This is a genomic window from Kitasatospora sp. NPDC004240, from assembly GCF_053603215.1.
Window position 1 is genome coordinate 20,081 of record NZ_JBSGFD010000002.1, and the last position, 19,866, is coordinate 39,946.

20 protein-coding genes are annotated in these 19,866 nt (G+C 73.9%); 14 read left to right on the forward strand and 6 right to left on the reverse strand.

Features of this window, described 5'->3' with window-relative positions:
* Positions 1-76 precede the first annotated feature (76 nt).
* The gene (locus ACWEQL_RS00725) at positions 77-982 is read right to left on the reverse strand and encodes a MerR family transcriptional regulator (RefSeq protein WP_452147939.1); all 906 of its coding nucleotides are present in this window, start codon (positions 980-982) and stop codon (positions 77-79) included.
* 106 nt (positions 983-1,088) lie between these two features.
* Here ACWEQL_RS00725 and ACWEQL_RS00730 point away from each other — a divergent pair, with 106 nt between their 5' ends.
* From ACWEQL_RS00730 to ACWEQL_RS00755, 6 genes are all read left to right on the forward strand, one after another.
* Positions 1,089-1,508: a helix-turn-helix transcriptional regulator gene (locus tag ACWEQL_RS00730; protein WP_452147940.1), complete on the forward strand. Its 420-nt coding sequence runs from the start codon at positions 1,089-1,091 to the stop codon at positions 1,506-1,508.
* A 10-nt stretch (positions 1,509-1,518) separates the two neighbouring features.
* The gene (locus ACWEQL_RS00735) at positions 1,519-1,935 is read left to right on the forward strand and encodes a VOC family protein (protein ID WP_452147941.1); all 417 of its coding nucleotides are present in this window, start codon (positions 1,519-1,521) and stop codon (positions 1,933-1,935) included.
* Positions 1,936-2,142: 207 nt separating this feature from the next.
* On the forward strand, positions 2,143-4,017 hold the full coding sequence (locus ACWEQL_RS00740) for a hypothetical protein (protein WP_452147942.1): 1,875 nt from the start codon (positions 2,143-2,145) through the stop codon (positions 4,015-4,017).
* Between the two features lie 139 nt (positions 4,018-4,156).
* Entirely contained in the window at positions 4,157-4,933 is a 777-nt protein-coding gene (locus ACWEQL_RS00745; protein ID WP_452147943.1) for an alpha/beta fold hydrolase, read from the forward strand.
* Between the two features lie 147 nt (positions 4,934-5,080).
* Positions 5,081-5,833: a hypothetical protein gene (locus ACWEQL_RS00750; protein WP_452147944.1), complete on the forward strand. Its 753-nt coding sequence runs from the start codon at positions 5,081-5,083 to the stop codon at positions 5,831-5,833.
* Positions 5,834-6,053: 220 nt separating this feature from the next.
* On the forward strand, positions 6,054-6,473 hold the full coding sequence (locus ACWEQL_RS00755; RefSeq protein ID WP_452147945.1) for a hypothetical protein: 420 nt from the start codon (positions 6,054-6,056) through the stop codon (positions 6,471-6,473).
* A gap of 312 nt (positions 6,474-6,785) precedes the next feature.
* Here ACWEQL_RS00755 and ACWEQL_RS00760 read toward each other — a convergent pair whose 3' ends face one another.
* Positions 6,786-7,631 carry a GntR family transcriptional regulator gene (locus ACWEQL_RS00760; protein WP_452147946.1) on the reverse strand — a complete coding sequence of 282 codons (846 nt, stop codon included), beginning with the start codon at positions 7,629-7,631 and terminating at the stop codon, positions 6,786-6,788.
* A 255-nt stretch (positions 7,632-7,886) separates the two neighbouring features.
* Here ACWEQL_RS00760 and ACWEQL_RS00765 point away from each other — a divergent pair, with 255 nt between their 5' ends.
* The 5 genes from ACWEQL_RS00765 to ACWEQL_RS00785 all read left to right on the forward strand — a co-directional run bounded on the left by ACWEQL_RS00765 (position 7,887) and on the right by ACWEQL_RS00785 (position 14,159).
* Positions 7,887-9,155, forward strand: a complete 1,269-nt coding sequence (locus ACWEQL_RS00765; RefSeq protein ID WP_452147947.1) for an extracellular solute-binding protein — start codon at positions 7,887-7,889, stop codon at positions 9,153-9,155.
* Positions 9,156-9,158: 3 nt separating this feature from the next.
* Positions 9,159-10,085 (forward strand): carbohydrate ABC transporter permease, encoded by a 927-nt coding sequence (locus ACWEQL_RS00770; protein WP_452147948.1) that lies wholly within the window; start codon positions 9,159-9,161, stop codon positions 10,083-10,085.
* Between the two features lie 50 nt (positions 10,086-10,135).
* The gene (locus ACWEQL_RS00775; protein WP_452147949.1) at positions 10,136-10,966 is read left to right on the forward strand and encodes a carbohydrate ABC transporter permease; all 831 of its coding nucleotides are present in this window, start codon (positions 10,136-10,138) and stop codon (positions 10,964-10,966) included.
* A 67-nt stretch (positions 10,967-11,033) separates the two neighbouring features.
* On the forward strand, positions 11,034-12,611 hold the full coding sequence (locus ACWEQL_RS00780) for a beta-N-acetylhexosaminidase (RefSeq protein ID WP_452147950.1): 1,578 nt from the start codon (positions 11,034-11,036) through the stop codon (positions 12,609-12,611).
* A 99-nt stretch (positions 12,612-12,710) separates the two neighbouring features.
* Positions 12,711-14,159, forward strand: a complete 1,449-nt coding sequence (locus ACWEQL_RS00785; protein WP_452147951.1) for a cellulose binding domain-containing protein — start codon at positions 12,711-12,713, stop codon at positions 14,157-14,159.
* Positions 14,160-14,697: 538 nt separating this feature from the next.
* Here ACWEQL_RS00785 and ACWEQL_RS00790 read toward each other — a convergent pair.
* A complete protein-coding gene (locus tag ACWEQL_RS00790; protein WP_452147952.1) occupies positions 14,698-15,462 on the reverse strand; it encodes an alpha/beta hydrolase in 765 nt (254 codons plus the stop codon).
* Positions 15,463-15,790: 328 nt separating this feature from the next.
* Here ACWEQL_RS00790 and ACWEQL_RS00795 point away from each other — a divergent pair, with 328 nt between their 5' ends.
* Genes ACWEQL_RS00795 through ACWEQL_RS00805 form a run of 3 tightly spaced genes read left to right on the forward strand, consistent with a single transcriptional unit; the run spans position 15,791 to position 17,063 of the window.
* Positions 15,791-16,333: an RNA polymerase sigma factor gene (locus ACWEQL_RS00795; RefSeq protein WP_452147953.1), complete on the forward strand. Its 543-nt coding sequence runs from the start codon at positions 15,791-15,793 to the stop codon at positions 16,331-16,333.
* Positions 16,330-16,926: a transmembrane transport protein gene (locus ACWEQL_RS00800; protein WP_452147954.1), complete on the forward strand. Its 597-nt coding sequence runs from the start codon at positions 16,330-16,332 to the stop codon at positions 16,924-16,926. The genes ACWEQL_RS00795 and ACWEQL_RS00800 overlap by 4 nt, the downstream gene beginning before the upstream one ends.
* Positions 16,923-17,063, forward strand: coding sequence for a hypothetical protein (locus tag ACWEQL_RS00805; RefSeq protein ID WP_452147955.1), 141 nt, complete (start codon positions 16,923-16,925; stop codon positions 17,061-17,063). The genes ACWEQL_RS00800 and ACWEQL_RS00805 overlap by 4 nt, the downstream gene beginning before the upstream one ends.
* Positions 17,064-17,105: 42 nt before the next feature.
* Here ACWEQL_RS00805 and ACWEQL_RS00810 read toward each other — a convergent pair whose 3' ends face one another.
* The 3 genes from ACWEQL_RS00810 to ACWEQL_RS00820 form a co-directional block, all read right to left on the reverse strand.
* Positions 17,106-17,711, reverse strand: coding sequence for a hypothetical protein (locus ACWEQL_RS00810; protein WP_452147956.1), 606 nt, complete (start codon positions 17,709-17,711; stop codon positions 17,106-17,108).
* Positions 17,708-18,292: a TetR/AcrR family transcriptional regulator gene (locus ACWEQL_RS00815; protein ID WP_452147957.1), complete on the reverse strand. Its 585-nt coding sequence runs from the start codon at positions 18,290-18,292 to the stop codon at positions 17,708-17,710. Before ACWEQL_RS00815 ends, ACWEQL_RS00810 begins: the two co-directional genes overlap by 4 nt.
* Before the next feature lie 171 nt (positions 18,293-18,463).
* The gene (locus ACWEQL_RS00820) at positions 18,464-19,801 is read right to left on the reverse strand and encodes a M48 family metalloprotease (protein WP_452147958.1); all 1,338 of its coding nucleotides are present in this window, start codon (positions 19,799-19,801) and stop codon (positions 18,464-18,466) included.
* Positions 19,802-19,866: the final 65 nt, after the last annotated feature.

Genomic DNA, 19,866 nt, shown 5'->3' on the forward strand with positions numbered 1-19,866 from the left:
GCACCCCGGTCTGACCTGGCGTCAGGACGCGAGTCTAGACCCGGGGTACGACGGCGCACAGCGTCGCGGGAGCGGCTCAGGCCTCGGCGCCGCCCGCCCCGGCCGCGGGTCCGGCGGCCGGCCCCTCGTCCGGTCCGTGGCCAGGCTCCTCGACCGGCCAGACGATCTCCAGGACGTTGTCCGGGTGACCCGGCTCGCCGGACCAGTGCCGGTAGACCTCCCGCACCGGCCCGGCGAACGCGAAGGAGTGCTCCGCGATCCACGTCGCCACGGCGTCGTAGGCCGACAGGACCTCCGGATAGGCCGCCGCCGGCCCCTCCACCACCGTGCTCGCGAACAGGTTCGCCGGCAGGTCGATCACGATCATGCCCTCCGGCAGGTCGGCCGGCTGCGCGGCCGTCGCCGAGAACGGCAGGCACGCCTCGACCTGCGAGGAGTGCTCCTCCGTGACCGGCCCGTGCAGCCGGGCGAAGGCGGGCCCGGCGAACGTCAGCGGGGCCCGCCCGGCCACCGTGTACATCGCCTGGAAACTCTCCCGCATGAACGGGTTGAGCTCCGCCTGGCCGACGGTGCCCCGGCATGCCAGGACCCGCTCGGCGGCCCCCTCGCGGATGGTGACGCGGTGCTTCATGTCCTCTCCCTCGTGTTCGCGGTTCAACAGGCCGCGGACGACGGTCCGCTGGAGCTCCAACCGGCGCTCGGCCGCCGCCAGCCACTCCCGCAGCGCCCCCGTGATCTCCCGCCCGGCCTCCCGCCGCGCCACCAGCTCCCGCACCCGCTCCAGCGGTACGTCCAACTGGCGCAGCGAGCGGATGAGCTGGGCCGTCCGGAGCTGGTCCCGCCGGTAGTAGCGGTAACCGCTGACCGGGTCGACCAGGGCGGGCGCGAGCAGTGCGCCGGCGTCGTAGTGCCGCAGTGCGGTGATCGGCAGGCCACTGGCCTGCGCGAACTGTCCGATCGGCAGCAGATTCGTCCTGTCCACGCAGGAGACTGTGCCGTCTCGTGTTACCCGAGAGTCAAGCGCTCCCGTCCGATGAAGATCCACTGACGGCCCCCGTCGCGGGTGCCCGGTGTGGGATGGTGGTCGGATGATGGTGGAAGACCTGGTCCGGCTGCGCCGGGCCCGTGACCAGATGGACCGCGAGTACGCGAAGCCGCTCGACGTCGCCGCGCTCGCCCGTACCGCGCTGATGTCGGCGGGCCACTTCTCCCGCAGCTTCCGCGCCGCCTACGGGGAGACGCCCTACAGCTACCTCATGACCCGGCGCATCGAGCGGGCCAAGGCCCTGCTGCGCCGGGGCGACCTGAGCGTGACCGAGGTCTGCTTCGAGGTGGGCTGTACGTCGCTGGGCTCGTTCAGCTCGCGGTTCACCGAGCTGGTCGGCGAGTCCCCGAGCGCCTACCGGGCCCGCGACCACGAGGACGGCGCGGCGGTCCCCGCCTGCGTCGCCAAGGTCCACACGCGACCGGTCAGGAACGGAGAAGCGAAACCCACGCCGCACTCGTAGCGTGAGGCGCATGGACATCAAGCTCTCACAGTGCTTCATCGCCGTCGACGACCACGACAAGGCCATCGCCTTCTACCGTGACGTGCTCGGTCTGGAGGTCCGCAACGACGTCGGGTTCGAGGGCATGCGCTGGGTCACCGTCGGGTCACCCTCGCAGCCCGAGGTGGAGATCGTCCTCGAACCCCCGCTGGCCGACCCCAACGCCCCCGAGGCCGACCGGGAGACCATGGCGGAGCTGCTGGCGAAGGGCCTGCTGCGCGGCGTGATCTTCCGCACCGACGACTGCGACGCCACCTTCGAGCGCATCCGCGCGGCCGGCGGTGAGGTCCTCCAGGAGCCGATCGACCAGCCGTACGGCGTGCGCGACTGCGCCTTCCGCGACCCGGCGGGGAACATGCTGCGCTTCACCCAGCCGCGCGAGCGGTGAACCGCTGCCGGTGACCCGCCGACCGGTGGGCCGGACCGATCGGTGGGCCGGGCCTTCCGGCCCACCGGGTGGTGCCGGGTCTGTCCGGTGCCGGGCCCGTGCAGCAGCGAATCGGCCCGCGTGGAGCAGCGGTAATTCGGTGGACAGGGTGGGGGACGGCTGACAGGCTGCGCGCATGACCTACGGAATCGAGTCCCACCCCGCCCGGTGAGTGCCCAGGAGGAGCGCGACGCGCTCGACCTCCCGCCCGCTCCGCCCGCCCTCTACGACCATGCCCGCGCGCTGCTGCGCGAGTGTCCCGACGGACTGCCGCCCCGGCGCGGCCTCTCCGTGCGGCGACGCGACGCGGCCCGCGAGCCCCTGCCCGACGGGTCGCCGCCCGGCGAACCGCTCACCCGCGAGGCGGCGGGCGACGCCCTCCGGCAGGCCCTGGACCCGCTGCCGGACGACTCCGCCGAACTGCACCGGCGCTTCGCCCGGCTCGGCATCGACCTCACGCACCGGCGGTATGTCCGGTCCGCCGTGCTCGCACTGCCGCTACCGGACGGGCAGCGGGCGGCGGCCCTCGCCCTGGCCCGGCAGCTGACCCGCACCGGCACCACCGTGCCCGCCGTCACGGCGGGCCTGGCCCTGCTGATCCGCCTCGGCGAGCCCGAGGACGTTCCGTACCTGCGCGTCCTCGGCCTGGTCCGGGAACTCACCGGTCCGGCGTTGGAGGCGCTCGAACGCCTCGACCGCCAGGGCGCCGCCACCGTGCGGCTGGTGGTCTTCCTCGGCCACGGGGAGCTGCGGCCCCTGGCGCGCGTCCTCTGGACGGACGACCGGTCGGCGGTGCGGACGGCGCTGCTCGCGGTGCCCGCCGACGGTGACTGCCCGGCCGCCTCGGCCGCCCGCTGGATCGCCGAGGCCGTCCGGCTCGACGAGCTGATCGACCGCCACCCGGACGATCTTGGACTGCTCGCCCGGGCCGGTTGGCTGCTGGCGCGGATCGGCCGTTCGCGCTACGACCTGACCGAGCTCCTCGCCTACCCCGCGGCGGTCGAGGTGTACGGCGTCGTCGTCGCTTGGGCCGGACTGCTGCCGCCCACGCTCGACAACGCCGCCATGCTGCTCTCGCTCGCGCTGGACCTCGGCAGCGGCACCGGTGTGCTGCTGGACTGGCCGCCCGGCCGGCGCGAGGAGCTGCTGGCGTCGCTCGGGCGGCTGCTGGCCGAGCCCGGCTGGGCCGACGTGGGAGCCGACGCGACCGACCCGCGGCGGCGCAGACGGGCCGAGTGGTTCCACCGCGTCCGGCGCCGGCCGTTCGAGCGCCCGGCGGGCGGCGTGGGACTGCGCGTGGAGGGGCTGCGCATCGAGGTGGTGGCCGGCGACCCCGCCGACCGGGGGCCCGTCGAGACCCGGCTGCTCGTCGACGGCCGCCCGGTGGTCCCGGCGTACTTCGGCCTCGGTCCGGCCCGCCGACCCGAGGAACTGCTGGACGAGGGCGGGCTGCGGGCCACGGACGAACCGCGCGAGGTGGAGCTCGCCGAGGCCTCCTGCACCGCGGGCTGCTGCGGATCGCTCCACGTCACCATCCGGCGCGACGGCGACCAGGTGGTGTGGGAGAACTGGCGGTGGCCGAACGCCCCGGCCTCCCGGATCCCCGATCCCCTGCCACCCGCCCACCGCTTCGACGCCCGCGCGTACGACGCGGAGGTCGCCCGGGCGGAGGCGGACACGCAGTGGTGCTGGCGGGCCCGGTCGGTCGCCCGGCTGGTCAAGGCCGGACTGATCGAGCGGCCGGAGCTGCTGAGCCGGTGGGACGCCTCCCGGGGCTGGATCTCCAGCGGCCACGACGACCCGGACACCGCCGTGGTGCACTTCTGGTACGTACCGGGACTGGCCTCCGGGCGTCCGGAGCGGCCCGACAGCCCGCTGCAGTTCCGCTGGGACCTCCCGGACGACGGACGCCCTCCCGAGGTCCAGGCCGCCGCCGCCCTGCGCCGCCTGGCCGAGGAGGATCCGAAGGCCTACAGCCGGGTCAGCGCCGGCAGCCGCGAGCGCGCCGAGGAGCTGGGGTACGCCTGGTCGTACGACTCCTGACGCCGGGCGGCCGTTGTCGGTCGGCCCCCATAGGCTGCTTCACGACCGGTCGGGCCCCGCGCCCGCCGGACCGTGGACATCGTGAACAGGCGCTGTGCGGCCGCCGCGACGGCCGCACAGCCGGCGAAGGGGAACGACGATGGGCGAGTACGTGCAGCTCGGGGCCGTGAGGACCTGGTACGGCGTGGACGGTACGGGTGAACCGCTGGTCCTGATGCACGGCGGCCTGGTGGACGCCCGCTTCTTCGAGCCGAACCTGGCCCCGCTGGCCGAACACTTCCGCGTCTACACGCCCGAGCGGCGCGGGCACGGCCACACGCCCGACGTCGAGGGGCCGATCACGTACCAGCTGATGGCGGACGACACGATCGCCTTCCTGGAGACCGTGGTGCGCGAGCCGGCCGATCTGGTCGGGCACAGCGACGGCGCGTTCACCGCGATGCTGGTCGCCATGCAGCGTCCGGACCTGGTGAAGCGGCTGGTCCTGATCAGCGGCGGCTTCAACAAGGCCGGCTCGGCCGAACCGGAGGGCATGGAGTGGGACGTGGACGCGATCGCGGAGTTCCTCGGCCCGGCCTACGGCGAGGTGTCGCCCGACGGTGAGGAGCACTTCAAGGTCGTCGCCGCCAAGATCGGCGAGATGGCCGCCAAGGAGCCCGAGCTCCAGGCCTCCGAACTGAGCGCGGTCACCGCCCGCACCCTGGTGATGTTCGCCGACGACGACCTGGTGACGCTCGCCCACATGACCGAGATGTTCCAGGCCCTGCCCCATGCGGAGCTGGCGATCGTCCCGGGCACCTCCCACTTCCTCACCCAGGAGAAGCCCGAGCTCGTCAACCACCTGGTCGTCGACTTCCTCATCCGCGAGCCAGTCCCCACCGTCGCCCCCATCCGCCGCGCCACCGCGGCCTCCTGACCCCGACTCGGACGGCCGACCGCCGGCACCCGCGCCCCGGGACGCGCGGGGAGGGGCGAACTCCTCGCCCTCGGCCCGCCCGGGTCCTCGAACCGGTCGGCGGTGTCCGGTGGAACCGGAGGCACTCCCTCCGCCGTCGGGGTGATCATGGACAACCGCAGGATCGAGGAGGCCGTCGGCGGGCTGCTGCCGTTCGGGATGTGGGCCGGCGCCGGCTGCTGGGGCCTGATCGGGGCCTGGCGCGCCGCCACGGAGGACAACTACGCGTGGAACCTCTGCGTTCCGATCGCCTACGGCCTGGTCAAGGGCCTGCTCATCGGTGCGCTCGCCGCGGCCCTCGCGGGCCTGGCCTGGCACCGCGCGGGCGCACGCCCCGGGCCGGTGCTCGCGGGCGCCCTGTTCGGCGGCGCCTGGTGCGGCACCGTCGCGGACCTCCGCGGCGCACCGCAGCCGCTCCTCTACTACCTGCCGCCCATGGCCGACGAGCAGTGGTACGGGCGGCCCCTGCTGATCGAGTGGACCACCCGCACCCTGCTCCCCGCCCTCTGCTGTGCGGTGGTGCTGCTGCTCGTCACCTCGGCCGACCGTCCCGGCCGCCCGGTCCGGCTCCGGGACCTCGACACCGTCCTCCTGAGCGCGCTCGGCCCGGCCCTCCTGGCGTTCCCGGGCTTCGCGGGCGACGGCCTCCCCGAGCCCGAGGGCAACGGCGACCACCTGAACGAGGGCGTCGGCCCGATCCTGCTGCTGTGGCTCCTCGGCCTGCCCGTCACCGTCCTGGCGGTCGGGCGCATCCGCCGGCTCCGGCGCGAGGGCGACCGGGCTCCCGGCGGGCGTGCGGATACCCGGCCCCGGAGGAGTACGGGTGCTCAGGACCACGGTCGACGGCCGTCCGTGGCCTGACCTCGACGTCCCGACGACCGAGGGTGTACGGACGGGGGACGACAGGAGCGGCGGGGGCCGCGCGCTGCCGGCGGTGGTGGTTGTCCTGTGCGGTGATCGCCCTGGGAGACGCGCTCGTCCGGACCGTCATCCGGAACGGTCTCGACATCCGACCGGCCGCCACCGGGCCGCCCCTGACATCATGGACGGTCACGCCCACGGGGGAAGAGGAGCCGAACGGATGGACCACCCGACGCGTACGTACCAGGCCGGTGCCGCCCGGCCTCCGGCCGCCCCGCCGGGGCGTCGTCCGATCAAGGTGATGGCCGACTACGACTGCCATCCACTCTGGTTCACCGCCGCGGAGGAGGCCGGCGACGTGTCGCCGGAGGATCCGCGGCTGGGGCTGTCGGCCGGACTGGCGGCGGATCTGACGGCGTGGGCGGGGGAGTTCGACGCGATCCTGGTCCGGGACGATCCGGCGTCGAGCGCGTTCACCTCCGAGGAGGCGGAACGGCGTTTCGACACCCGGGGACGGCGGCTGGCCGGCCGGGTCGCGAGCGAGCTGGGGCCCACCTGGCAGGTGCTCTGGTTCGAGGGCCGGACCGGCACCGTCCGCGAGATCCCGCCGCCCGGCCCGGAGCCCGCCGCGAGACGCTGAGCCGTCGTGCCCGTGCTGCCGGCCGTCCTGGTCGCGCACCTGCTCTCCCGACCCCGACTCCTCTCCCGTCCCCGCCGCGGCGCCCACCGCCCCTGACGGCTCCGCGGCGGACTCCGGGCGCCTACCGGGGCCGGGTCGCGCCGGCCTGCCCGCCCGCTCCGGCCCCGCGTCCGCGAAATCGAACGGCTCGACGCACCCGTCGACTCCACCGCACCCGCCGAACTCCGGGACCGGACGGTGTTCGTGGAGACCATCCTGCTCCCCGCCGGCCGGCTCCCGAGCCGAGCCATCGGGCGGCGCCCGCTGACGAGGTCAACCCCCCTGCTGGACCACGCCCCGGGTGGAGAAGGTGACGGGGTCGCCGCCGGTGAAGTCGCCCGGGGGGATGCCGGGGTGGTGGCCCTCGTCGGTGGCGGGCTGGTCGTCGCGGGCGGCGAGGGCGAGGCGGGAGACGATGCGGTAGCGGTCGCCACGGTAGAGGGAGTGGGCGTACTCGACCGCTCGGCCGCGGGTGTCGGTGGTGAGGCGTTCGAAGAGGAGGGCGGGGGAGAGTTCGGGGACTTCGAGGAGGTCGGCTTCGGCGCGGGTGACGACGGTGGGTTCGATCGACTGGACGGCCTCGTTGACGTGGACGCCGTGCCGGTCGCGCAGGTGCTCGTAGAGGTCGCCCTGCTCCAGTTCGCCACTGGTCAGGCCGGGGGCGAGGTCGGCCCGGACGTGCAGGTGCTCGATCGCCATCGGGATGCCGTCGACGAGGCGCAGCCGGGCGACGTAGAAGATCTCGGCGGCGGGGGAGACCCGGAGCTTGCGGCTGATGCGGGCGCCGGCCGGCTGGGTGCTGAACTCCAGCAGCCGGCTGGTCCACACCCCGCCGGCGCGCGGGAGGCTGAAGGCGTTCCGGTCGGAGACCAGCTCCTGGGTGATCTTCTCCGCGGCCACGAACATGCCCCGCCCGTGCTCGCGGACGAGCATTCCCGCGACGACCAGTTCGTCCACCGCCGCCCGCAGCGTGGGGCGTGAGACCCCGAGCCGGGAGCAGAGGGCGCGCTCGGACGGGATGGCGTCGCCCGGGCGCCGTGCCTCGATGAGTTCCAGGATCGCGTCGCGGACCCGCTCGCGCTTCAGCATCGCGCCGGAGGCAGCCGAGTCGATCTCCATGCAGGGCTCTCGTTCGTCGTCGGTACGTTCGCGTTCGCTGGTCAACTATAACTGGTCAACTGGTCAGGTTGTACCAGGTCCGAGGCCATCCAACCCGTTCACTGCACCCACCGGCGAAAAGAGCGCCGTTGCGGAGGGGGTTGACGGCGTCAGTGGTCTATGCCACCTTCATCCCGCGCCAACTGGTAAACACTCGACGGCCGATTGGTCAGGTCGAGATTTACCTCTCGTTCTCATGCTCCCCAGAGGTGAACCATGAAGCACCGCCCCCTTTCCCTGCTCGGCGCCGTCCTGCTGAGCGCCGGACTCGTCTCCTGTTCCTCGTCCGGCGGTGACTCCGGCCAGAAGGCCGGCGGACCGACCGTCCTCGACGTCTGGCTGATGCGCGACAGCGTCTCGGAGGCCTTCCAGAAGGAGTTCGAGGCGGGCTTCGAGAAGGACCACCCGGAGATCGACCTCAAGATCCAGATCCAGGAGTGGGAGGGCATCGGGGAGAAGGTCACCGCCGCCCTGGCGAGCAACGACGCCCCGGACGTCATCGAGGTGGGCAACACCCAGGTCGCGCAGTACGCCCAGAGCGGCGGGCTGACCGACCTCAGCGGCAAGGTCGCCGACCTCGGCGGCGCGAGCTGGCTCAAGGGCCTCGCGCAGCCCGGTGCGTGGGAGGGCAAGCAGTACGGAATCCCGTACTACGCCGCCAACCGGGTGGTCATCTACCGCACCGACCTGTTCCAGCAGGCCGGCATCGACGCCACCGGGATCAAGACGCGGGAGCAGTGGCTCGCCGCGACCCGGAAGCTCAACAAGGACGGCGTGCAGGGCATCTACCTGCCCGGCCAGAACTGGTTCGCCCTGGCCGGCTTCGTCTGGGACGAGGGCGGCGACCTCGCCGTCCGGGAGGGCGGCAGGTGGAAGGGCGGCCTGGACAGCCCCGAGGCGCTGCGGGCGGTGGAGTTCTACAGGCAGCTCCAGGCCCTCGGCAAGGGCCCCAAGGACTCGGACGAATCCCGGCCGCTGCAGGCCGAGGTGGTGGCCAAGGGGCAGGTCGCCCAGGTCATCGCCACCCCGGGCGGGGCGAGCGTGATCGCGCAGAAGAACCCCGAACTCAAGGGCAGGCTCGGCTTCTTCCCCATCCCGGGCAAGACCGCCGACAGCCCCGGCGCCGTTTTCACCGGCGGCTCCGACCTGATCGTCCCCTCCGTCGCCGCGCACCAGAAGGAGGCGTACACCTTCATCAAGGAGCTCACCGGTGACGCCTGGCAGAAGAAGCTCGCCCTCGCGATGAGCTACGTCCCGAACAAGACCACCCTCGCCGGTGCCGTCGCCTCCGACCCCGGCGCCGCGGCGATGGCGGTCGGCGCCGCCAACGGGCACGCCACGCCCAACACCCCGCAGTGGGCGGCGGTCGAGGCCAAGAACCCGATCAAGGACTACCTGACGGCCGTGCTCATCGGGCAGGACGCGAAGTCCGAGGCGGCCAAGGCGTCCCAGTCCATCACCACCACGCTCAACAGCGGCTCCTGACCCATGACCACCGAGCTCTCCCGGCGCCCGCCCCGCAGGCGTCGCCCCTCCCTCGGCCCCTACCTGCTGATCGCACCGGCGGTCCTGGGCATGCTCTACCTCCTGCTCTACCCCTTCGGCCGGGCCCTGCTGATCTCCTTCCAGGACTTCCGGCTGCGCGAACTGATCAGGGGCGACGCCGAGTTCGTGGGGCTGCGCAACTACCGGACCCTGCTGGCCGACCCGAGGTTCTGGGACGTCGTGCGCCGCACGTTCTTCTTCATGGCCGTCAACGTCGTCCTCATCATGGTCCTCGCCACGCTGGTCGCGCTGATGGTCGAACGGCTGGGCAGGATCGGCAGGGCCGTGGTCCTCAGCTCGCTGGTGCTGGTGTGGGCAGTGCCCGTGGTGGCCGCCACCACCGTCTTCCAGTGGCTGTTCCACTCCGAGTTCGGCATCGTCAACGAGATCCTCACCGACCTCGGCTTCACCTCCTTCGAGGGCTACACCTGGTTCGCCGACGGCCGCGCCGCCTTCACGATCCTGGTCGTCCTCGTCGTCTGGCAGTCGGTGCCGTTCGCCGCCATCACCCTCTACTCGGCCCTCACCACCGTGCCCGAGGAGCTCTACGAGTCCGCCCGCCTCGACGGCGCCGGCGGCCTGCGGATCTTCCGCTCCGTCACCTTCCCCCTGGTACGGCCGATCTTCATGCTCGTGCTCTCGCTGGAGGTGATCTGGACCTTCAAGGCCTTCGTCCAGATCTGGGTGATGACCAGGGGCGGACCGGGCGACGCGACCACGATCCTGCCGGTGTACGCCGTACAGACCGCGCTCGCCAACCAGCGCTACGACCTCGGAGCGGCCGCCTCCATGGTCACGGTCCTGCTGATGAGCGGCGTCCTCGTCCTCTACTTCCGCCAACTGTTCCGCCAGGAAGGGGAACACCTGTGACCCCGCCACCTGCGACCCCGCCACCTGCGACCACGTCCCGCAGGCCCACCTTGCGGCGCGCGCTCCGCCGGCTCCCGCTGAACGCCGCGGCCGCCCTGACGGTGGCGATCTGCCTCTTCCCCGTCTACTGGATGGTCGCGACCGCGTTCAAGCCGTCCCGGGACATCCAGTCCTACGAACCCCGCCTGATCCCGCAGGAGTGGACCTTCGACCACTTCCGCGAGGCGGTCCAGGCCGACAGTTTCGCCTTGTTCTGGCGCAACAGCATCCTGGTCACCCTCGGCGCCGTCCTGCTGGCGCTGGTGGTCGCGCTCGGCGCCGCGTACGCCGTGGCGCGGCTGCGGTGGCGCGGCCGCCGGCAGTTCATGCTGGCGGTGTTCATCGCCCAGATGGCGCCGTGGGAATCGCTGATCATCCCGGTCTACATCATCTCCCGCGACACGAACATGCTGGACCGGCTGCCCACGCTCACCCTGGTCTACTTCATGATCACGCTGCCGTTCACCGTGGTCGTGCTCCGGGGCTTCATCGCCGGCATCCCGCCCGAGCTGGAGGAGGCGGCGCAGGTCGACGGCTGCACCAGGGTGGGGGCCTTCCGCCGGGTCGCGTTCCCGCTGCTGGCCCCCGGCCTGATGGCCACCTCGCTCTTCGGCTTCATCACCGCCTGGAACGAGTTCACCTACGCCAACTTCCTCATCATCAAGCAGCAGGACAGCCGCACCCTGCCGGTCTGGCTCTCCTCCTTCCAGACCACCTTCGGCACGGACTGGGGGGCCACCATGGCGGCCTCCACCCTCTTCGCGCTGCCCGCGCTGCTCGTCTTCCTCGCCCTCCAGCGCCATGTGACCTCCGGCCTCACCGCCGGAGGGGTCAAGGGCTAGGGCGACTGCCTCACACCTTCGCGCCTCACACCTTCGCGCCCCACCGAACACCGGAGACAGACAACCCGTGGATCCGCTGAGTCCCACACCCACGCCCCCACGCCCCGACCTCGCCCTCGTCCCCCGCCCGAGTCGGCTCACCCCGCGCCCCGGCCGGTACCGCCTCGACGGCACCACCCGGCTGCGCGTCGCCCCCGGCACGGAAGGAGCGGCCGACCTCCTGCGCGGCTACCTCGCGCCCGCCACCGGACCGCGCCTGGAGCACGCCGAGGACGGCGCCTTCGTCCTCGCCCTCGACCCCGCCCGCACCGAACTCGGCGAGGAGGGGTACGGGCTGACCATCGGCCCCGACGGCGTCCTGCTGCGCGCCGCCCGTCCGACCGGGTTGTTGCGCGGTGTCCAGACGATCCGCCAACTCCTGCCCTACGAAAGTCTGTCGGAACCGTCCGGGACCGGGGTCGAGCTACCGGGCCTGGAGATCACGGACGTGCCCGCCCACCCCTGGCGCGGCATGCTGCTCGACGTCGCCCGCCACTTCCAGCCGGTGTCCTACCTGCGCCGCTTCGTCGACCTCCTCGCCCTGCACAAGCTGAACGTCTTCCAGCTGCACCTCACCGACGACCAGGGCTGGCGGATGCCGGTGGACGCCTACCCCCGGCTCACCGGGGTCGGCGGCCGGCGCAGCCAGTCGATGGTCGGCCCGGCCGGGAGCGAGCACTTCGACGGCCTCCCGCACGGCGGCTCGTACACCCGCGCCGAACTCGCCGACCTCATCGCCTACGCGGCCGCCCGCGGTGTGACCGTGGTCCCGGAGGTCGGGGTGCCGGGGCACGTCCGGTCCGCGCTCGCCGCCTACCCCGAGCTGGGCAACCACCCGGACGCGCGCCTCGACGTGTGGACGCACTGGGGGGTGTGCCCGAACGTGCTCGGCACCGGCGACCACGTCCTCGACTTCTTCCGCACCGTCCTGGACGAGGTGATGGACCTCTTCCCCTCCAGCTACGTCCACCTCGGGGGCGACGAAGTCCCCACCCAGGAGTGGGAGGCCAGCCCGGCCGCGATCGCCCGGGCCGCGCAGGAGGGGCTGTCCGGCCCGCGGGAACTGCACGGCTGGTTCATGGCCCGGATGGCCGACCACGTCGTACGGGCGGGCCGGCGCCCGATCGCCTGGGCCGAGAACGGCACCACCCTGCCGCTGTCCTGCACGGTGATGAGCTGGCGCACGCCGCAGCACGCCTGGGCGGCCGCCCGGCGGGGGCACGACGTCATCCACACCGACCACCGCTCGACCTACTTCGACTACGCACGCGGCCCGGCCCCCACCGAACCCCCCGGCCAGCCGGGCCACTCCATCGACCTGCGGACCGTGTACGGCGTCGACCTGCTGCCACCGCCCGACGAGCCGCTGCTCGCCGGGAAGGTCCTGGGCACCCAGGGGCAGCTGTGGACCGAGTTCGTCCCGACGCCCGAGCACATCGAGTACCTCACCTACCCCCGCCTGTGCGCACTCGCCGAGCGGGCGTGGGACCCCACCGGCGACTGGCAGGACTTCCGGACCCGGCTGGAGGGGCACCGGGGGCGGCTGACCGCGCTCGGCGTACCCCACGACACCCTCCGGGCCCGGATGGCACCCGTCCCCGCGTGACGTCCTCGCGGCTCCCTCCAGCACACCCCCACAAACCTTCCCGCACACCCCCACGAGCTCTCCCGCGGACGGCGGGAGCGAACGAAAGGCAACTGTCGGATGAGCACCCGAAGCACCGGCCGCAGCACCCGCGCGGCCCTCGCCCTCGCCACCCTGGTGGGTAGCGCGGCCCTGGCCACCATGCCCCTCGGCACCGCGTCCGCCTCCGCGGGCGACGGCCTGGCCGTCCAGTACCGCACCAGCGCCGGCGGCGCCACCGCCGACCAGACCGAACCCTGGCTCAAGCTGCGCAACACCGGCACCACCACCGTCCAGCTGAGCCAGGTCAAGCTCCGCTACTACTTCAAGGCCGACTCCCCGACCGCCTCCTACCGCTTCGCCTGCTCCTGGGCGGTCAAGGGCTGCTCGGTCATCACCGGCACCTTCGGCACGCTCGCCAACCCGACCGCGACGGCCGACCGCTACCTGGAGATCGGCTTCACCTCCGCGGCCGGCTCCCTCGCCCCCGGCGCCGACACCGGCGACATGCAGCTGCGCTTCTACCAGTCCACCTGGCAGACCCTGAACCAGAGCGACGACTACTCCTTCGGCGGGACCCAGACCGGCTACGCGGACTGGACCAAGGTGACCGCGCAGATCGCCGGCGCCACCGTCTGGGGCACGGCCCCCGGTGGGAACGGGCCGACCGACCCGCCGACCCCCACCGACCCGGCGACCCCGACCGACCCGCCGGCCGGCAGCGGCAAGATCCTGTTCGACGACTTCTCCTACACCTCGCACACCGACCCGGCCCTGGCCGGCCACGGCTGGAGCGTGCGCTCCAACGCGGGCGGTCCGGGCGTCCCCGGCGCCACCTGGGACCCGTCGAAGGTCACCTTCGTCAGTCAGAGCGGCAACACGGTGATGAACCTGGAGACCTCCTCCGCCGGCACCGGCGCCACCACCACCCACACCGAGATCCTCACCAAGGCCACGAAGTTCAAGAACGGCACCTACGCCGCCCGCGTGAAGTTCTCCGACGCGCCCAAGTACGGCCCCGACGGCGACCGCATCGTGCAGACCTTCTTCACCATCAACGACCTCAAGGCCCCGATGGCCGACGACTACGCCGAGTACGACTTCGAGTACCTGCCCAACGGCGGCTGGGGCGAGCAGGGCAACATCCTGTACACGACCTCCTGGGAGACCTACAACCCCGACCCGTGGCAGGCGGTCAACCAGCACAGCGAGAGCCGGCAGAGCTTCGCCGGCTGGCACGACCTCGTCGTGACCATCGACAACAGCAGGATCGTCTACTACATCGACGGCGCGGAGTTCGGCACCCACGACGCCGCGTACCTGCCCGAGCGGCCCATGTCGATCAACTTCAACCAGTGGCTGATCGACCTCAACGGCCAGACCTCCACCACCCCGCGCGCCTACGACCAGCAGGTCGACTACGTCCTGCACGTCAAGGACCAGGTGCTCACCCCGGCCCAGGTCGCGGCGAAGCTCGCCGCGCTGCGCAGCGCGGGCACGACCTTCGTCGATGAGGTCCCGGCCTCCTGATCCCGTAGGAGCCGAGCCGAGCCGGAACGGCGGGGCAGGGCGGGATCCTGCCCTGCCCCGCGCGCTGATCGAGTGACGCCGGGCCGAGCCCGTGGGGGCGCCGACGCGGACAGGCCGGGAACACCCCGCATGGTGTGGGAACACCCCCACCCGCGAGGGAGCACCATGCCCATCCTGAGACGGCGCCCGCACCGGAGGACGCCGCGCATCCTCGCCGCCCTGTTGACGGCCCTGCCGGCGTCGCCGTTGCTGCCCGGCGGTCCGGCCGGGACCGCCCACGCCGCCACCCCCGACGAGCGCGTCCTGCGGCCCGGCATCCCCGGCACCCCCCTCACCTGGGGCAGCAACCCGTCGTCGATGCCGCCCGCGCCCACGGCGTCACCGTCAACCCGGGCCGGCACCATTTCCCGGCAGAGCCGCCCGCCGCGCACCTGCGCCTCGCCTTCGCGGCCGCCGCCGAGCCCGGCGACCTCGGCGAGGCCGTTCACCGGCTGGCCCGGTCGACGGCCTGAGCGCGGCGGCGGACGGGGCCCCGTCCTCAGGCCGACCCGGACGCCGCCCCGGCGGCCGGGTGGAGGCCGGCGGCGGTGGCCAGGACGCGGGCAGTGGTCCGCCCGGCCTCGACAGCGTGGGCGGCACGGGCCGGGACGCAGCGGTCGACGGCCGGGTCGTACTCGGTGAGGACGGCCCCGGCGTGGTCGGTGTCCGGCTCGGTCAGGTGGACGGCCGAGCCCTGCCGGGTCATCACCTCGTACAGCTCGCGGCTGCGTGCCGGGTCGACCAGGTCGTCCCGCAGGCCGTGGACCAGGTGGACCGGGACGGGGGAGGGCCCGGCGGACAGCGACTCCAGCGGGGGCGTCCCGGTGGTCACGGACGGGGTGTCGTAGCGGGAGGAGATCCCCACTGCGGCGAGCGGCCGCCAACCGGCCGGCGGGGTCGGGCGGGTGGCCAGCGCGACCGCCTCGCGGCCCGACATCGACCAGCCGGCCAGCACCATCCGCTCCGGGTCCCCGCCGTACGCGGCCGCCTCGCGCCGGGCGTGGTCGAGCGAGGCCAGCAGTTGCGCCGCGCCCTGGTCCGGTGCCGTGGAGTGCCAGTCGGGGGCCAGGACCAGCAGCCCCAGCCCGGCCGCCTCCTGCGCCAGCGGCCGCATGACGTCCCGCTCGCCCGGCCCCCGCCCGTGCCAGAGCAGCACCACCGGCACCGTCCCGCCACCGTCCACCACCGGTCGGTACACGTCCAGCAGCCAGCCCCCGTCCCCGTACGGCACGGACTCGGGCGTGATGGGCCGGGCGGTGGTCATACGGATCTCCTCCGGTTCGGCGCGCGGGGCGCCAGCTGTTCGGACGCGACTTGTTGGCGCCGCGTCAGATGATATTGATCGGTCTATCAGATGACCCCCGCCCGGCTGCACCCCCACCCGGGGCAGCGGCGTTCTCGCGCTCACCGGCTACGGCCGCCGCCTCGGCCCGCCACCCGGCGCTCTGCGGTTCTGGGCCCCGGCCCCGGACCCTGGACGGAACCCGGCCCGGTACCTCGGCTCCGGACCCCGGACCGGTCGTGAACCTTTCCGTCCGCGGTGGCGACTGTTGGGATGACGGCGGGTGGTCCGGCGGGGGTGGGGAGGTGTGATGGGCGAGCGGCGTGGCGAACTGCTGGTGGTGCGCTGTCAGTTGGGGGAGCGGGAGGCGTTCGCCGAGCTGGCGCGCGAGTGGCACGCGCAGGTGTGGCGCTACGTCCGCGCGCTGACCGGCTCCCCGCAGCTCGCGGACGACCTCGCGCAGGAGGTGTGGGTGGCCGTGGTGCGGGGCCTGCCGGGGCTGCGGCAGCCGGAACGTTTCGCCCCCTGGCTGTTCACCATCGCGCGGCGCACCGTGACCGACCAGCTGCGCCGCGCCTACGCGGCTCGGGAGGCGCCGCCGGTCGCCGACGACGGCCCGGCCGAGGACGGCGACCCGCTGACCGCGGTGCTGACGGCCGTGGAGATCGAGGCCGGCCTCGGCGGACTGCCGCCGCCGGAACGCGAGGTGCTGGTCCTCTTCCACCTCCAGGACCTGCCGCTCGCCGAGTGCGCCCAGGTGCTCGGCGTACCGGCCGGCACGGTCAAGAGCCGGCTGCACCGCGCCCGCCGGCTGCTGCGGGACGCACTCGTCGAAAGGGGATACGAGGCATGAGCCGGTACGACGACGGCCCGGAGCGCGATCGCGTCCCCGCCGCCCTCCCGGCGGCGCTGGAACGGGCGCTGGCGGCGGAGACCTCGCTCCCCGCCCGCCTGCGCCACCTCGGCGTCGGTCTGGCCGGCGGCTGCGGCGCCACCCTGCTCGCCGTGCTCTGGGCCACCGAGCCGGAGCCGCTGCCCGCCCGCACCCGGGCCGCCTTCGCCGGCCTGATCGCCGTCGGGCTGGCCTGGGCGGCCTTCGCCGCCTGGGCCCTGACCAGGCGGCGCCCGCTGTACGCCCGGGACCGCGTGCTGGCCGCCGGTCTCGCCCTCGCGGCCGCCACGGCCGGTGGCGCCGCCGCCACCGCACTGGCGGCGGCCCGTGCCGGCGCGGCCGCGGCGGTCACCACCGCGCTGGTCCTCGCCGTCCCCGTCACCGTCGCGGTGCTGCTCCTGGCCCGGGCCCGCGCCCGCCGCCGCGCCCTGCTGCGGCTACGGGAGAGCCTGCGCCGGGAGGCTCTGCACCGGGAGACCCTGCGCGGGGATCCCGGGGGCAGGGTCTCCTCGAACGTCCCCCAGCCGATCCCGCCCACCAAGGAGTCGCCGTGAACGACCGGATCCCGCCCCTCGGCCCCCTCGGCCTCGCCCTGCGCCGCCTCGGCGCGGGCCGCCGGGCCGTCCTCCTGACCGCCGTGCTCGCCGGGACGGCCCTGCTGGCCGGGGTGGCGCTCCTCGTCCTGAGGTGAGCCACCCCGAGGGGGCCGGCCGCCGCTCAGCCAGGCCGTCGCTCAGCCCGCCACCGGTCCGGTGCTCCGGCAGCGGCCGGTGGCGAGCGCCAGGCCCCGGACGGCGCACGCCGTCAGCGCCAGCAGCAGCGAGCCGGTGTACAGCCCGGACTTGAGGCCGTTGACCGCGCTGATCGCGACCGCGAGGCCGTCCAGCCGGGCCGGATGGGCGGTCAGCAGCACGGTCAGGCCAAGGTCCTCGACCAGGTTGGCGGCGGCCGCCGCCAGCGGGACGGCGACCAGCGCCCGCCGCACCCCGGTGCGGGCGCGCGGGGTCGCCCAGCGCAGCGCGCCGACCGTGAACAGCGTGAAGGCGGCGATCAGCGGCAGGTCGAGCAGCAGGATCAGCAGGTGGTCGCGGCGCCCGTCGGCCCCGAAGGCGGTCAGCCAGGCGTACGCGGTGTCGGCGGAGTAGCCCCCGGTCCGGGTCTCGGCGGCGTTGCGGGCCCCGAGCAGGTTGAGGATCCCGCTGTCGTACGTATCGTGGAACCGGGTGGCCGCGGCCGACATCGCGGCCATCAGCACCACGAAGGCGCCGAGCGCGGTGAGCGCCGTGCGGCCCGGGCGGGCGCGGAGCGCGCGGCGGACGCGCTGTGCGGTGGGGGTCATCTGTTCTCGCTCCTCACGGCGGCCAGGGCCGCCCGTTCGATGGTCAGGTCGTGCTGGTCGCCGCCGAGCAGGTCGAGGGCGCCGGGTGCGGAGAGGTCGGCCACCACGACGGGCTGCAGCACGCAGCCCGCCAGGACGGCCGCGAGCAGGTTCGGCGCGCCGTCGCGCACCTCGCCGCTGCGCTGCCCCTCGGCGATCAGCCCCTCGATGACGTGCAGCGGGTACTCGCTGCCGGGTGGCAGGCCCGGCATCAGCGAACCGGTGCGGTGCAGCGCGAAGAGGAAGGCGTGCGGCTGCGCCCGGTAGGCGGCGAGCATGGCGCGGACGACCCCGGCCAGCCGCTCCAGCGGCCCGCCGGGGCCGTCCGCCACCTCCCGCAGCGTCCGGACGTACCCCTCGACGGTCTCCGCGTACAGGGCCCGCGCGATCGCCTCCTTGGACGGGTAGTGGCGGTACAGCGCGGCCTCCGACACCCCGGCGCGCTCGGCGATGTGCCGGGTGCGGGTGGCGTCGTACCCGCGCTCGGCGAAGCAGGCGAGGGCGGCGGCGTGCAGGGCGGGTTTCTGGCTGGGCCGGGGCAATCCCCACCTCCAAAGTGAATGTTTACTTACTTTCGCGGACGGCCGGACACCACGTCAAGTCCTGGTGGCGGGCGAAGGCGGGTGACGGGTGGTGCGTGACCGGCGACGGCGGGTGGGGCACCCGGGGTGGGGCACCCGACCTCGGGCACCCCACCCGCCGGAGGCGTCGGGTCAGTCGGCCAGGACCGCGCGGGCCAGCCGGGTGCGGCGGCCGGCCAGCTCGGCGGCGATCGCGGCTGACTCCGCCGGCGTCATGGTGACCGCGGCCGGGACGGACGGCCGCCGGTCGAGGAGGGCGAGCCGCAGATGGGTCGGCGGGTGCGTGGCGTCCGCGGCCCGGCCCTCGGCCCGGGAGCGGCGCAGCAGCCGCTCGCGCTCCAGCGGCGGGGTCGCGGCGAGGTGCTCGCGCAGCTGCTCCCAGAACGCGTCGGTGTCCGGGGTGGCCGGGGCCTGGTCGCGCCGGTCGGTCCGGGACTGCCGGTTGCTCCGGGGGCGGTGGTTGATCCGGGCGCGCAGCCGCAGGGCCACCGTCGTCACGGCGTCGGCGAACAGGAACGCCGTCAGCATCCCGCGCGCCCCCTCGGTCGAGCCGGCCCGGGCCGCGAGCTCGTCCGCGTGGTACTCGGCCTGCTGGCCGGCCCGCGCGGTGAGCCGGTCGAGCAGCAGCAGGACGCGCAGCAGCAGCCAGGCCAGCACCCTGAGGAACGCCGCGCTGAGGTGGTCGGCGATCAGGAACAGCAGCCGGAAGCCGGTCGGCTCCACCGCCCGCGGCTGCGGGGTGGCCATGTCGTACCAGCGCAGCAGCGCGTGGATCGCCGTGCCCATCCAGAGGCCCCGGCGGTGATCACCGTTGATCCGGTGGGCGACCTCGTGCCCGAGCATCGCCACCCGCGCCCGGTCGTCGAGCACCTCCCAGAGCGGCAGGCCGAGCGTGAGCACCGACGTACGGCGGAGCCCGACCACGCCCATGCTCGCGTTGTAGTCCTCGTCGACCCGGATCACGTCCACCGGCGGCGCGCCGAGCTCACCGGCCACCCGGTCGACCAGCCCGTACAGCGCCGGCGCCTCCTCGCGGCTCAGGACGGCGGAGTCGCGCGGCGCCCGGCCGACCCGGGGACGCAGCAGGAAGGCGAGCGCGAGCACCCCGGCGCCCAGGCAGCGCAGCGGGATGTTGCCGACGACCAGCAGCCAGATCCCCCACCCGGCGAGGGCCGCCGTCACGAGGTGCACCCCGGCGGCGATGGCGGCGGCGCCGAGCCAGTCCCGCCGGGTGATGGCGGCGCGGCCCTCGGCGACCTCCTCGAACAGCCGCCCGGTCCGTTCGGCGGCGGCCCGCTCCCGGGCGACGGTCCGTGCGTCCTTCGTGGCCTCCTCGGCCGCCTCGTGCTCGGGTACGAGGTTCCACTCGCACGCCTGGCACCACACGGTGAACCGTGGGTCGTCGTCGAGCGGTGCCGCGCAGTGGGGGCAGGCCTGCGGGCGGGCGGTGGTCATGGTGGGGTTCGACACGGGGGAGGATCATGCCAGGTCAGGCCGGTGACGCGTCCCGGGGGGTGCCCGGGTGCGGGAGGCCG

What these genes read in the sequence shown, in the direction of transcription:
- ACWEQL_RS00730 (WP_452147940.1), top strand. Translation starts at nt 1,089, where the DNA reads ATGATGGTGGAAGACCTGGTCCGGCTGCGCCGGGCCCGTGACCAGATG.
- ACWEQL_RS00735 (WP_452147941.1), top strand. Translation starts at nt 1,519, where the DNA reads ATGGACATCAAGCTCTCACAGTGCTTCATCGCCGTCGACGACCACGAC.
- ACWEQL_RS00745 (WP_452147943.1), top strand. Translation starts at nt 4,157, where the DNA reads ATGGGCGAGTACGTGCAGCTCGGGGCCGTGAGGACCTGGTACGGCGTG.
- ACWEQL_RS00750 (WP_452147944.1), top strand. Translation starts at nt 5,081, where the DNA reads ATGGACAACCGCAGGATCGAGGAGGCCGTCGGCGGGCTGCTGCCGTTC.
- ACWEQL_RS00755 (WP_452147945.1), top strand. Translation starts at nt 6,054, where the DNA reads ATGGACCACCCGACGCGTACGTACCAGGCCGGTGCCGCCCGGCCTCCG.
- ACWEQL_RS00760 (WP_452147946.1), bottom strand. Translation starts at nt 7,631, where the DNA reads ATGGAGATCGACTCGGCTGCCTCCGGCGCGATGCTGAAGCGCGAGCGG.
- ACWEQL_RS00765 (WP_452147947.1), top strand. Translation starts at nt 7,887, where the DNA reads ATGAAGCACCGCCCCCTTTCCCTGCTCGGCGCCGTCCTGCTGAGCGCC.
- ACWEQL_RS00770 (WP_452147948.1), top strand. Translation starts at nt 9,159, where the DNA reads ATGACCACCGAGCTCTCCCGGCGCCCGCCCCGCAGGCGTCGCCCCTCC.
- ACWEQL_RS00785 (WP_452147951.1), top strand. Translation starts at nt 12,711, where the DNA reads ATGAGCACCCGAAGCACCGGCCGCAGCACCCGCGCGGCCCTCGCCCTC.
- ACWEQL_RS00790 (WP_452147952.1), bottom strand. Translation starts at nt 15,462, where the DNA reads ATGACCACCGCCCGGCCCATCACGCCCGAGTCCGTGCCGTACGGGGAC.
- ACWEQL_RS00795 (WP_452147953.1), top strand. Translation starts at nt 15,791, where the DNA reads ATGGGCGAGCGGCGTGGCGAACTGCTGGTGGTGCGCTGTCAGTTGGGG.
- ACWEQL_RS00800 (WP_452147954.1), top strand. Translation starts at nt 16,330, where the DNA reads ATGAGCCGGTACGACGACGGCCCGGAGCGCGATCGCGTCCCCGCCGCC.
- ACWEQL_RS00810 (WP_452147956.1), bottom strand. Translation starts at nt 17,711, where the DNA reads ATGACCCCCACCGCACAGCGCGTCCGCCGCGCGCTCCGCGCCCGCCCG.